This is a genomic window from Geobacillus sp. E263, from assembly GCF_007197795.1.
Taxonomy (GTDB): domain Bacteria; phylum Bacillota; class Bacilli; order Bacillales; family Anoxybacillaceae; genus Parageobacillus_B; species Parageobacillus_B toebii.
Genome location: NZ_CP041632.1, coordinates 2,630,328 through 2,642,521 on the forward strand (window position 1 = coordinate 2,630,328; position 12,194 = coordinate 2,642,521).

The window sequence follows — 12,194 nt, forward strand, 5'->3', positions numbered from 1 at the left end:
GTTTTTTCGATCGCTATCACCATTGCTGGATGGGAATGATCGATAATCCGGCTCTAATTTTTCATTTTAATACCCTAAAATATGGTACCCAGAATCGACGTGGATAATTTCCCCCGTAATGCCGCGTGACAAATCGCTAAATAAAAACAGCGCCGCATCGCCAACTTCTTCTTGCGTCGTCGTGCGGCGAAGCGGAGCGCGTTCTTCGATTTGTTTTAAAATCGAGTTGAAGTCGCTAACCCCTTTTGCCGATAACGTCCGAATCGGTCCTGCTGAAATGGCATTGACACGGATGCCGTATTTTCCTAAATCGTTTGCTAAATATTTTACACTTGCATCAAGCGATGCTTTTGCCACACCCATAATGTTGTAATTTTGTACCACACGTTCACCGCCAAGGTATGTTAATGTGACGATGCTTCCGCCTTCGGTCATCAACTCTTTCGCTTCCCTAGCAACAGCAGTTAATGAATAAGAACTGATGTTGTGGGCAAGCAAAAATCCTTCGCGGCTTACATTCATATATTCTCCGCTTAAATCTTCTTTGTTTGCATATGCAATACAGTGGGCAACCCCATGAATGACGCCAACTTGCTCCTTAATTTGTTGGAAGCATTGGGTAATTTCTTCATCTTTTGTCACATCACATGGCAAAAGAAGAGAGTTTTCATCCTCCAGCGTATCAACAAGAGAGCGAACCTCTTTTTCAAAACGTTCCCCAGCGTATGTAAACACAAGACGAGCCCCCGCTGCGTGCAAAGACCGCGCAATTCCCCATGCAATACTGCGTTTATTCGCCACTCCCATAACCACATATGTACGTCCTTTTAACGATAAATTCATCCGTCATCCTCCTATATCCATTAAAATTAATATTTGTTATTAGTACCTAGTGTTAATTTTATTATATGATAAGTCTCACAGAAAGTAAATGAGTCAAAACTCTTTGCAAAAATATCGTAATTCGTTAATATGGTATATGGCATGTTTTTATCATGATGGAGAGGGTCATAATATGGAACAAGATCGGCTATCACAACCAAAGCTTGATTATAATTTGTTGTTTATTTTGTTTTTAATGGCGATTGTTAGTGCGATCGCTATTCATAGCGCACAACCAACTTTGCCGGAAAAATTGCAGAATGTCAATTTTGCTTATAAACAATTGCAATGGTATGCGATTGGTGGTGTTGTTATCGCATTAACGATGATTATCGACTATGATCGTTTTTTCCAAATCGCGTGGTATTTATATGGATTTGGAATGCTGCTGTTATTGGGTCTTGAACTTAACGTTCCTGGAACAGTTACCATTAAAGGAGCAACGAGCTGGTACTCTCTTCCAGGCGGGAACTTTCAGCCATCTGAATTAATGAAAATTTTTATGATTATCGTTCTTAGCCGCATTATCATTAACCATCGCGAGAAATATCCGGAACCGACCGTAAAAGATGACTTTAGGCTGCTTGGCAAAATCGCCTTAACTGTTTTGCCGCCATTAATATTGCTAATGAAGCAACCGGATTTAGGAATGTCGATGGTGTTTGTTGCCGTTACTGCATCACTTGTGCTCGTTTCTGGCATTCGCTGGCGCATCATTCTCGGAATTGTGTTTGCCGGATTGATGGCCGTCGCTATTCTTGTATTTATTTTCTTCCGATTCCCTGACTTTTTCCACAAATATATTTTAGAGGAATATCAGTTAAACCGTTTTTATGGATGGCTTGCTCCTTATGAATATTCCAATGAACAGGGCTTCCAGCTCATTCGTTCCCTGCTTGCGATTGGATCTGGAGAATTGTATGGAAAAGGATTTGGCAACATTCAAGTATACCTCCCGGAAGCACATACCGACTTCATTTTCGGAATCATCGCCGAACAGTTCGGGTTCATTGGTGCAAGTGTTGTCATTTCACTGTTTTTCCTTCTTATTTACCGCATGGTTCATATTGCTTTAGAAAGCAATGATTTATACGGAAGCTACTTATGCGCCGGGGTCATCGGAATGATTACATTCCAAGTATTTCAAAACGTTGGAATGACCATTGGACTTTTGCCAATCACCGGGCTTCCGCTTCCATTTATCAGTTATGGGGGAAGTTCGCTTGCGACTTATATGTTAGCCATTGGACTTGTTTTGAATGTCCATTCACGCACGAAAAAGTTTATGTTTTCTTCCGAAGAATAAAAAGCCGCATGATCAGCGGCTTTTTATTTTATAATAATCATACGCACTTCATTTTACTAATTAAAGGAGATTGAAACGATGAAAATTGATATCATTGGTGATATTCATGGATGCTACACCGAGTTTGTAAAGCTGACAAAAAAGCTCGGATATGAATGGAATAGCGGCATTCCCGTTCATCCAGACGGGCGGAAACTCGGTTTTGTCGGCGATTTAACAGACCGCGGCCCACAATCCCTGCAAACGGTGGAAGTTGTCTATTCCCTCATCGAACGCAAGTCAGCTTATTATGTCCCTGGGAATCATTGCAACAAGTTGTATCGCTTTTTTTTAGGAAGAAACGTGCAGATTACGCACGGTCTTGAAACAACTGTCGCAGAATATCGCGCATTGCCGCCAAGTGAACAAGCAATGATTCGAAAAAAGTTTATGAGGCTATATGAAGCCGCTCCGTTATACGCGCAGCTAGATAACGGCCGCCTTATTATTGCCCATGCTGGCCTTCGTCGAGACTATATTGGAAGAAATGATAAAAAAGTTCAAACATTCGTTCTTTATGGTGATATTACTGGGGAAACAAATCCCGATGGAACACCTGTCCGGCGAGATTGGGCAAAGCGTTACAAAGGAAGCGCATGGATTGTATACGGTCATACACCGGTGAAACAACCTAGAATCATTAATCGTACGATTAATATTGATACTGGCTGCGTATTCGGCGGAGCGCTGACCGCTTTTCGATATCCTGAAATAGAAACCATATCGGTTCCATCTTCCTTGCCATATGTGCCGGAAAAATTCAGAACGTTCGATTGAAAATGCCGCTTATCAGCTTACCCGTTCCATCAATTGTTTCATATCATCAGGAAGCGGGCAAGAAAACGTATATATTTTCCGCTTGATCGGATGGAAAAAGGAAAGCTCTTTGCTGTGCAACGCCTGGCGGCTAATTGCTTCCCGGCTTCCGCCATACAATTCATCCCCTGCAAGCGGGTGGCCAATATGCGCTAAATGAACACGAATTTGATGCGTGCGGCCTGTCTCTAGCTGGAGCGATACGTATGTATATTCACGAAGCCGCTGTAATACGCGAAAATGAGTAACGGCCCGTTGACCGTCATCGCGTACTTCCCGAGCAATAATGCTATCGCTTTTGCGGGCGATTGGCGCATCAATCGTCCCCTTGTCTTCCGTTAAACATCCGTGACAAATCGCTTCATAACGCCGCGTTACTTTTCCTTGTTGCTGCAGCGTGGATAATAAATGATGAACATGACGATGTTTTGCGACAAGAACAAGGCCGGAAGTATCGCGATCCAGTCTTGTTACAACATGAATCGTCGACTCTAACTGTTGCTTTTGGTAATGATAAAGCAATGCATTAGCAAGCGTGCCGCCCGGATGCTCACGCGATGGAATCGTTGCCATAAACGGCGGTTTATTCACGACTAAAACATATTCATCCTCATATACAATATCAAGCGGAATCGCTTCCGGCATCATCCCTTCACTTGGGGATTCTTTCGGAAATAGTACTCGCAATGTTTCTCCACAACAAAGACGATGACGAACAGTGACTGGCTGTTCATCCACGAAAATGGCCCCTCCATGGAATTTAATGTCTGTTAATGCCGTTTTCGAAATGCCTTGTTCCTTTAAAAATTCCCGGACAAGCTTTCCTTCCCCTTTTTCCGTAATCGTCCAAGTTAGCGTAAAACGCGACAATGTTTTGTACCTTCCTTTACTTCCTATTTATTCTAATCAAACAATGGAGCGAAACGGGTTAATCAGCGATAAATGAATCGCGCACTCGCTTCCAAAATGGAAACGGGCGGAAACGAGCAAAACGAATTTTCTCCTGTGCGACGCGACATTGAATCGATTTAACGTCTTTATGCAAAAGCGATAAATGATCAATCGTAATTTGAAAATCGACATTGTTCACTGGCTTTAATATACATGTATGGTGCGCAGGAAGTACAAGCGGTGATCCAATCGTGCGGAACACCCGGTTATTGATGGACGCCATCTCGGTTACTTGTATCGCTTCGAGTGATGGGTGTAATATCGCGCCGCCTAGCGCTTTATTATAGGCGGTGCTTCCTGTCGGCGTAGAAATGCATAATCCGTCACCGCGAAACGTTTCAAATAAATCGCCTCGGATTTCTACATCGATCACGAGCGTGCCGCTGACGCTTTTTACTGTGCATTCATTTAAAGCGAGATATTTTGCTTCCCGCCCTCCGTTTATATAGCGAATAATCACTTCTAACAACGGATACTCCACCACTTGGTACGGTGTTTTCGCAATCGCGATGACCAGCTTCTCGATTTCTTCAGGCACCCAATCGGCGTAAAATCCTAAATGTCCGGTATGAACCCCGACAAACGCCGTTTTATCTAAGCGGCGACAATAACGATGGAACGCATAAAGCAATGTTCCATCACCGCCGACAGAAATGACAATATCAGGTTTATCTTCATCATACTGTAAATCAAAATCAAGTAAATATGTTTTAATTTTTTGCGTAAGTGCGTTCGATGTCTCATCCCCTTTGGACGTAACGGCAAATTTCATCGGCGCTTGTTTTTCTTTCATCGTTATTCCCCTTTTGCATCCTGTTTTCGCGAAAAAGCTGCTTGCGCTTCTTGAATTTCAAAGCGAATTTTTGACATTTCTTCGTCCAAACGATAAGCTGCTTCTGCAGCGCGCTGCAATCTTACTTTAATATCTTCAGGAAAGCGACCGCTATACTTGTAGTTTAATGAATGTTCAATCGTTGCCCAAAAATTCATCGCGAGCGTCCGAATTTGAATCTCTGCCAAAATTTTCTTTTCTCCGCAAATCGTTTGCACCGGATAGCGGATCACTACATGGTAAGAGCGATAACCGCTTTCTTTTTTTTGGCTGATGTAATCTCGTTCTTCCACAATTTCAAAATCGTTCCGCTTCCGAAGCAATTCGACTACCGTTTTAATATCATCGACAAATTGGCACATCATACGAAGTCCGGCAATATCTTGCATTTGTTCTTCCAATTTATCAAGAGGTATATTTTTCTTTTGCGCTTTATCCAAAATGCTTGCGACTGGCTTTACTCTTCCGGTAACAAATTCTATTGGCGAATGCACCCCTAAAATTTCAAATTGGGCGCGCATTCCTTTTAGTTTTACTTTTAATTCTTCCACCGCTTGTTTGTATGGCGCCAAAAATAAATCCCAATGTTTGACCATCATACCACCACCAATTGTTATGTAAGAAAAATTTCTTTTACCGCCTGTTCCATCTGTTCTCCGTAATTGGCGTTTCCATCAATATTTTCAATTAAATATGTTAGCTCTTCCTTGAAATGGGTCAGTTCCATTTCGATCGTTCCACTTTGCAAAAAGATAGGTGTACCGTCTGTTAATACTTGTTTGATGTCCATCCAAAACTCGGATGGAATCGCAACATAAATAAAATCTTCATCCGTTTCTAATATATAAATAAACGCAATATTGTCTGAATCAACAAGCATATGATTTTTTGGTCTTGCTTGTTCAAGCGAAAATGGAGGATGATCGCAGATTAGCCATAATCGCTCATCTCGTTTTTCTACTTTTTCTACGACTAATTTCTTTTGCATGCCAAATCTCCTTCCACATAAACAGTCCTTTTTTATTTTACCATAATCACCCTATGCATAATAAATAATTGATATTCAACAATAAACATCCGATAATAAAATTGAAATGGATACAAAGGGGAGAAAACATGAACCAAGAAATAGAAATCGAATTTAAAAATTTATTAACAAAAGAAGAATTCGACCGAATTCGCCAAGTGTTTCATATCGATGATCATGCTTTTGAACATCAAGAAAATCATTATTTTGACACACCGCAATTTTTGTTAAAAGACAAACGAGCAGCACTGCGAATTCGCGTAAAAAACGGCAACTACACATTAACGTTGAAACAAACGACAGCACAAGGGGTTTTGCTTGAGACGCATGAACAGCTTACAAAAGAAGAAGCAGACGCCCTCTTAAATGGCACTGCAATGGTTCAAGGCCCGATTGCACAAATTCTTCAAGAAATTGGCGTTCCGCCTGAACAACTACGACATTTTGGCACATTAGCCACCGACCGAGCACAATGGATGTACAAAGGCGGCACACTTTTTCTTGATCATAGTCATTACCTACAAACCGATGATTATGAGTTAGAATATGAGACTAAAGATGCAGAAAGCGGAAAACAACGATTTTTACAGCTGCTTCATTCTTTGCATATCCCAATTCGGCCAACAGCTAATAAAATTCAACGTTTATATATGAAAAAATATAGAGCGGAGGAAGAACGATGAACACTCCTGCACTAAAACTATTGTTGGAACTTCAGGCATTGCAAAATTTATCTACCAATCGTCCAAACATCATAAATCAAAATAACACATGGTCATTTGCGCAGCTATTCCATCAATTGCTGTCAGAGCAGCAACCAATGTTGCAAGTCCCTGAAAATCCAAATGTGTCAACACCATCGGCAGAAAAAACATCTTCCTCTAAACATATGGATGGAAATATTGATACATTAATTGCACAGGCTGCGGAAAAATATGATGTTGATCCAAAGCTCGTTCGCGCTGTCATTCGTCACGAATCTAATTTTAATCCAAATGCGCGCAGCCGCGCCGGTGCGGCTGGACTTATGCAGTTAATGCCAAGCACCGCAAAAATGCTTGGAGTAGAAAACCGTTTTGATCCAGCCCAAAACATCGAGGGCGGGACAAAATATTTACGAATGCTGCTTGACCGCTATAACGGCAATGTCTCGCTTGCACTTGCCGCATATAATGCCGGCCCCGGAAACGTAGATCGTTATGGAGGAATTCCACCATTTGCCGAAACAAGAGCATATGTTGAAAAAGTGCTCAACACATACTACTCATAATATTTATTCAAGTCACTTTGTTTGAGATAAATAAACTTCATTGTTAAAATAGCAGTAAAATAGTCGTACACAATATCTAAAAGGAGTATTCACAATGGCTGAACAATGGCAAACACTTTATGAGGCGGTCGGTGGAGAAAAAACAATTACAAGGCTTGTGGAAGCTTTCTATAAACGTGTTGCTAAACATCCTGATTTAATCCCAATTTTTCCGGATGATTTAACAGAAACGATTAGAAAACAAAAACAATTTTTAACACAATACTTAGGAGGGCCGCCACTTTACACAGAGGAGCACGGACATCCAATGTTGCGGGCACGTCATTTGTCATTTGAAATTACTCCAACTCGCGCTGAGGCATGGCTTTCCTGTATGCGTGCGGCAATGGATGAAATCGGTCTGTCTGGACCGGTGCGCGAACAAATTTATCATCGTCTCGTTTTGACTGCTCATCATATGGTCAATACCCCAGACAATTTGGAAAGAAAGGAGCATTCCCTTGAATGACAAATTAGCTGGGAAGCCGACCCCAGATTGGTGGTATGCTTCCCAGCCTCGCAGCAACGAGACAAAGCCGTTGGAAATTTATTTGTTTATCGATCCTTTATGCCCTGAATGCTGGGGGCTTGAACCTATTATCAAAAAGCTAATCATTGAGTATGGTCGCTTTTTTACATTGAAACACGTGTTAAGCGGAACATTGGCAACGCTGAATATGCGGAAACGCCATAAGCCAGAAACGATCGCCAAAGTGTGGGAGCGGACGGCGTGCCGTTCGGGAATGTCTTGCGATGGAAGCCTATGGCTTGAAAATCCAATTTCTAGCCCATTTGCTCCATCGATCGCCATTAAAGCGGCGGAATTGCAAGGCAAACGCGCAGGGATTCGTTTCTTACGCAAATTACAGGAATTATTGTTTTTGGAAAAACAAAATGTATCCGATATCTCCGTGTTAATTGATTGTGCAATAAGCGTTGGATTGGATGTGGATGAATTTGTTCGTGATTTACAGTCGTCAAGTGCGTCCAAAGCATTTCAATGCGATTTAAAAATTACATCAGAGATGGATGTAAATGAAATTCCAACACTCGTCTTTTTTAACGAAAACATTGAGGACGAAGGAATTAAAATTTCCGGATGTTACCCTTACGAGATTTATGTCGAACTTATTCATGAATTGCTTGGCTTCCATCCAGAACCATCCCCTCCTCCCCCGCTCGAGTCATTTTTAAGCCATTTTAAATTCGTCGCCACAAAGGAAATTGCAGTTGTTTATGATATGACTATAAACGAAGCGGAAAAAGAGATGAAAAAACTGCAGCTGAAACAAAAAGTGGAAAAAGTACCGGTAAAGCATGGAACGTTTTGGCGCTATATCTCAGAAGAAGAATAAATAAGGAAAAGCCCGGCTGAATGCCGGGCTTTTCCTTGTTGCCAAGACAACAAAGGGGATGGGAGAAATTTTTCACGGTCAAACAAAGGGGTATAAGGTTTTTGTGACTTCGTTCACGATATTATCTTAACAAATTAAGGCGAGTGTTGACAACTACTTTGTGCTTTTGTTCACATTATTGTCATAAATATAGAAGAAAGCATGTTTTCCTTTGCTTTGTTCATATAAATGAAATGAATCAAATTAGGAAGGTGAAAAAGGTGAAGAAACACATCACTCTGTTCATTTGGGGATTGGTTGTGCTTATCGCCTTTTGTTTAAATTTGTTTGGTCTTATGCATCTTATTCCACTGTTTATTACGATGCCACTTTTATTTGTTTCCATTTTTGGCTTTTTAGCAACTTGGAACAGCCGCAACCAATTTAAAGGATTTTATCAAAAGCGAATGTGGCAATAACTCCACATTCGCTGTTTTTTACGATAACATCTGTTCCATTTCATCTAGTTTTTCTGCGAATACTTGACAAGCCTGCCGGATCGGTTCCGCGCTCGTCATATCTACTCCCGCTTTTTTCAACACCTCAATTGGATAATCGGAGCTGCCTGCTTTTAAAAACTCAATATAGCGTTTAACAGCCGGTTCCCCTTCTTCTAATATTTGTCTGCTTAATGCGGTGGCTGCGCTAAACCCTGTGGCATATTGATAAACATAATAATTGTAATAAAAATGTGGAATCCGCGCCCATTCTAATCCAATTTCCTTATCGACGACAATATCATCACCGAAATATTTTTTGTTTAATTCGTAATACATGGAAGTCAATGAATCAGCTGTTAACGCTTCGCCTTCCTGCGCCTTCATATGGATCATATGTTCAAACTCTGCAAACATCGTTTGCCGAAAGACCGTGCCACGGAACCCTTCTAAATAATGGTTAAGTAAATATAACCGTTTTTTCTCATCATCGATCGTTTTTAATAAATAATCACTTAATAGCGCTTCGTTGCATGTCGATGCAACTTCAGCAACAAAAATGGAATAATCTCCATACGGATACGGCTGCGTTTTGCGTGTGTAATAACTATGCACAGAGTGGCCAAATTCGTGGACTAACGTAAACAAATTATGGACGTTATCTTGCCAGTTAAGCAAAATATATGGATTTGTTCCATATGAACCTGATGAATAGGCACCGCTTCGTTTCCCTTTATTTTCGCGCACATCTACCCATCGGTTTTCGAGGCCCTCTTTAACGATGCCAATATATTCTTCACCGAGCGGAGCAAGCCCTTTTAACATGTATTCTTTCGCTTCTTCATACGTTACTTCCATTTTTACATCTTGCACAAGCGGAGTATATAAATCATACATATGAAGTTCGTCAAGTCCAAGCGCTTTTTTGCGTAAACGGACATAACGGTGCAACAGCGGCAAATGTTCATGAACCGTTTCGATCAAATTATCGTAAACACTTTCAGGAATATTATTGCTGCTTAATGCCGCTTCTCGCGCTGATTTATAACGGCGAACGCGGGCAAAAAAGTTATCTTTTTTCACCGCTCCGGCGAGAGTGCTAGCAAACGTATTCTTGTACTTTTCGTACGTATCATATACCGCTTTAAACGCATCGCGCCGCACACGGCGGTCTGTGCTTTCCAAAAAGCGAATAAAACGGCCATGTGTCACTTCTACTTCTTCCCCATTTTCATCAATAATCGTTGGGAATGTTAAATCCGCATTATTCAGCATGCCAAATGTAGTCGAAGATGCTTGCATGACTTCCGCAGCTTGGGCAAGGAGCGCCTCCTCCTCGGCAGACAATACATGCGGACGCTGACGGTTAATTTCGTCTAAAGCGTGTTCATACAGCTTTAATTCTTTTTTCTCTTCTAAAAATGAACGCAACTTCGCCTCATCGATCGCTAAAATTTCCGGAACGATAAACGCCATCGCACTAGACGCTTCGCTATAAAGGCTGGTAGCACGGTCATTAAGTCCTTGATAAAAGGCATTTGTCGTATCTTGGTCGTAACGCATATGCGCATATGTATATAGCTTGCCGAGACGCATCGATATCTCATCTTGATATTGCAGCGCTTCGTATAACGTATCTGCTGATTCTCCCAACCGCCCTTGATATTCCGATAATTTCGGAATCATTTTTTTCACTGCTTGGAATTCTTGCTCCCATGCTTCATCCGTTGGGAAAATGTCCTCTAAACGCCATGTTTCTTCTACAGGAATTTCACTTCGTGATGGCAACGATTTTTTTGTTTTCTTTTCTTCCATTTTGCAAACCTCCTTTTGGAAAATTATATCATAAATCATATTCACTTTTTTACTATCATTTCCTTTTTCGAGAAAATAAATGTTTGCCATCACTTTCTTATACAATATTTTTGTTAAGTTCCAATTTATTTATATAATGGTAAAGTGATGGCTCCATTTTCATCTGCTCCATCATTTGTTGATCCTGCTGTATTACTTCATCCATCGTCTTTGGAAAAGTAAATTCCTTTACTAAACGAAGGCTTTTGCGGCTTTCCCATTGAAAATAACCTAACTTCGTAAGCAATTGCAAATACTCATAAACTGCTTGCGTATAGCGTTGTCCCATTGCGAGCGGCAACTGGCGAGCAGCAAGCCGCCCCGCTGCCATTCTTTCATCAATAAAACGATAAATGGAATGTATAGAGACATGTTTGCTTTCTGATTGCATAAATGGGATTAACACATATGTTTGCCAAATAAATGGCGGTGTTTCAAACAAATAGCCGTGCGGCAGCGGCCAGCCTGCTTCCGTAGGAAAAAGGGAAGGAATAATGCCCCATCGATAAAAATCAGAACAAATAAGCCTTGTGATCTTATTCGGATATGACGCAAAAGTGAGACGCCATTGTTTTTTACGGCAAAGCCAATCATTCCAAAACGATGGTGGCAGTGAAACAACCGGAGATGATAGCAAATCGGAAAAAGAAACCGAATGCAGAGGCTTGACAATGGGAATCGCAAATGTATGGCGAACAGAAAACGGAATCAAATGAACGAGGCGGATAAGACGTTTGGTTTCCGAACAATAGTAGAAAAGGAGCGGGCGAGGAACAAACGGAAAATGGTGGGCAAACATCCATTGAAATCGGGGCAATGCCAAGTGGTATATGGTCCGATATCGCAAATGATGTGCTCCAAGAATCCAAATTGGTCGAATTCCTTTTATGCGATAGGAATCATTGCGTTTTTGAAACAACTGTTCACTAATGGTAGAGCATTGATATTCCATCGCATACAGGAGGTGGTTATGCGCAACAAGGATGTCTGGACGTTGTTGAATCGATGGTAAATATGGTTCCAATTTTGCCCGTATGTTTTGACGTTGAAGCCAGGAAAATAGATCTAACTTTCCTGTTAAATGACGTGTTGATTCCGACTCATATTCATATGGACATGCGGTATCTTTTTTATGCGCAAAATGTGGAATGCGGCGACTGCCGAGCTTTAATACCACTTCCCGCTTGCAGGCAGGACAAAAAAACGCTTCCCTCCTCTTTAACTGAACTAATTCCTCCTTTGTCCAAGTCTTAGCCAGTGAAATGAATTCTCCATTCCGCAACAAGGCAACAAGCAAAATGATCACATCCTTTCATCATCCTTTCTAGTTTATTCGACAAAAACAGT

The 12,194-nt window shown here is 41.2% G+C and carries 14 protein-coding genes; 7 read left to right on the forward strand and 7 right to left on the reverse strand.

Features of this window, described 5'->3' with window-relative positions:
- Positions 1–66 precede the first annotated feature (66 nt).
- Complete coding sequence (gene fabI, locus FNL97_RS13490; RefSeq protein WP_143415960.1) at positions 67–843, reverse strand: enoyl-ACP reductase FabI; 777 nt, start codon at positions 841–843, stop codon at positions 67–69.
- Between the two features lie 172 nt (positions 844–1,015).
- Here fabI and FNL97_RS13495 point away from each other — a divergent pair, with 172 nt between their 5' ends.
- Both FNL97_RS13495 and prpE read left to right on the forward strand, forming a co-directional pair.
- On the forward strand, positions 1,016–2,188 hold the full coding sequence (locus FNL97_RS13495) for an FtsW/RodA/SpoVE family cell cycle protein (RefSeq protein WP_012749464.1): 1,173 nt from the start codon (positions 1,016–1,018) through the stop codon (positions 2,186–2,188).
- Positions 2,189–2,266: 78 nt separating this feature from the next.
- Entirely contained in the window at positions 2,267–3,004 is a 738-nt protein-coding gene (gene prpE / locus FNL97_RS13500; RefSeq protein WP_143415961.1) for a bis(5'-nucleosyl)-tetraphosphatase PrpE, read from the forward strand.
- 12 nt (positions 3,005–3,016) lie between these two features.
- On the opposite strand, the gene FNL97_RS13505 is transcribed toward prpE, so the two are convergent.
- The 4 genes from FNL97_RS13505 to FNL97_RS13520 are packed head-to-tail and all read right to left on the reverse strand — an operon-like array spanning position 3,017 to position 5,814.
- Positions 3,017–3,913, reverse strand: a complete 897-nt coding sequence (locus tag FNL97_RS13505) for an RluA family pseudouridine synthase (protein WP_143415962.1) — start codon at positions 3,911–3,913, stop codon at positions 3,017–3,019.
- 58 nt (positions 3,914–3,971) lie between these two features.
- Complete coding sequence (locus FNL97_RS13510; protein ID WP_285754780.1) at positions 3,972–4,766, reverse strand: NAD kinase; 795 nt, start codon at positions 4,764–4,766, stop codon at positions 3,972–3,974.
- Between the two features lie 23 nt (positions 4,767–4,789).
- Complete coding sequence (yjbM, locus tag FNL97_RS13515; RefSeq protein ID WP_012749460.1) at positions 4,790–5,422, reverse strand: GTP diphosphokinase; 633 nt, start codon at positions 5,420–5,422, stop codon at positions 4,790–4,792.
- Between the two features lie 17 nt (positions 5,423–5,439).
- Positions 5,440–5,814 carry a UPF0738 family protein gene (locus tag FNL97_RS13520; RefSeq protein ID WP_012749459.1) on the reverse strand — a complete coding sequence of 125 codons (375 nt, stop codon included), beginning with the start codon at positions 5,812–5,814 and terminating at the stop codon, positions 5,440–5,442.
- A gap of 128 nt (positions 5,815–5,942) precedes the next feature.
- Between FNL97_RS13520 and FNL97_RS13525 the strand changes: the two genes are divergently transcribed.
- The 5 genes from FNL97_RS13525 (at position 5,943) to FNL97_RS13545 (ending at position 8,975) form a co-directional block, all read left to right on the forward strand.
- Positions 5,943–6,536 (forward strand): CYTH domain-containing protein, encoded by a 594-nt coding sequence (locus FNL97_RS13525; RefSeq protein ID WP_062753735.1) that lies wholly within the window; start codon positions 5,943–5,945, stop codon positions 6,534–6,536.
- Positions 6,533–7,123: a lytic transglycosylase domain-containing protein gene (locus FNL97_RS13530; protein ID WP_062753737.1), complete on the forward strand. Its 591-nt coding sequence runs from the start codon at positions 6,533–6,535 to the stop codon at positions 7,121–7,123. Before FNL97_RS13525 ends, FNL97_RS13530 begins: the two co-directional genes overlap by 4 nt.
- 94 nt (positions 7,124–7,217) lie before the next feature.
- A complete protein-coding gene (locus FNL97_RS13535) occupies positions 7,218–7,631 on the forward strand; it encodes a globin domain-containing protein (protein ID WP_012749456.1) in 414 nt (137 codons plus the stop codon).
- On the forward strand, positions 7,624–8,517 hold the full coding sequence (gene spxH / locus FNL97_RS13540) for a ClpXP adapter protein SpxH (protein WP_012749455.1): 894 nt from the start codon (positions 7,624–7,626) through the stop codon (positions 8,515–8,517). Before FNL97_RS13535 ends, spxH begins: the two co-directional genes overlap by 8 nt.
- 260 nt (positions 8,518–8,777) lie before the next feature.
- The gene (locus tag FNL97_RS13545; protein ID WP_062753739.1) at positions 8,778–8,975 is read left to right on the forward strand and encodes a hypothetical protein; all 198 of its coding nucleotides are present in this window, start codon (positions 8,778–8,780) and stop codon (positions 8,973–8,975) included.
- Positions 8,976–8,993: 18 nt separating this feature from the next.
- On the opposite strand, the gene pepF is transcribed toward FNL97_RS13545, so the two are convergent.
- Both pepF and FNL97_RS13555 read right to left on the reverse strand, forming a co-directional pair.
- Complete coding sequence (gene pepF, locus FNL97_RS13550; RefSeq protein WP_143415963.1) at positions 8,994–10,808, reverse strand: oligoendopeptidase F; 1,815 nt, start codon at positions 10,806–10,808, stop codon at positions 8,994–8,996.
- A gap of 97 nt (positions 10,809–10,905) precedes the next feature.
- Positions 10,906–12,153: a competence protein CoiA gene (locus FNL97_RS13555; protein ID WP_286173384.1), complete on the reverse strand. Its 1,248-nt coding sequence runs from the start codon at positions 12,151–12,153 to the stop codon at positions 10,906–10,908.
- Positions 12,154–12,194 lie beyond the last annotated feature (41 nt).

Excerpts from the sequence above, each read along its gene's own strand:
- pepF (WP_143415963.1), bottom strand. The coding sequence starts at position 10,808 with ATGGAAGAAAAGAAAACAAAAAAATCGTTGCCATCACGAAGTGAAATT.
- FNL97_RS13535 (WP_012749456.1), top strand. The coding sequence starts at position 7,218 with ATGGCTGAACAATGGCAAACACTTTATGAGGCGGTCGGTGGAGAAAAA.
- FNL97_RS13525 (WP_062753735.1), top strand. The coding sequence starts at position 5,943 with ATGAACCAAGAAATAGAAATCGAATTTAAAAATTTATTAACAAAAGAA.
- prpE (WP_143415961.1), top strand. The coding sequence starts at position 2,267 with ATGAAAATTGATATCATTGGTGATATTCATGGATGCTACACCGAGTTT.
- FNL97_RS13520 (WP_012749459.1), bottom strand. The coding sequence starts at position 5,814 with ATGCAAAAGAAATTAGTCGTAGAAAAAGTAGAAAAACGAGATGAGCGA.
- FNL97_RS13495 (WP_012749464.1), top strand. The coding sequence starts at position 1,016 with ATGGAACAAGATCGGCTATCACAACCAAAGCTTGATTATAATTTGTTG.
- FNL97_RS13530 (WP_062753737.1), top strand. The coding sequence starts at position 6,533 with ATGAACACTCCTGCACTAAAACTATTGTTGGAACTTCAGGCATTGCAA.
- yjbM (WP_012749460.1), bottom strand. The coding sequence starts at position 5,422 with ATGGTCAAACATTGGGATTTATTTTTGGCGCCATACAAACAAGCGGTG.
- FNL97_RS13510 (WP_285754780.1), bottom strand. The coding sequence starts at position 4,766 with ATGAAATTTGCCGTTACGTCCAAAGGGGATGAGACATCGAACGCACTT.
- fabI (WP_143415960.1), bottom strand. The coding sequence starts at position 843 with ATGAATTTATCGTTAAAAGGACGTACATATGTGGTTATGGGAGTGGCG.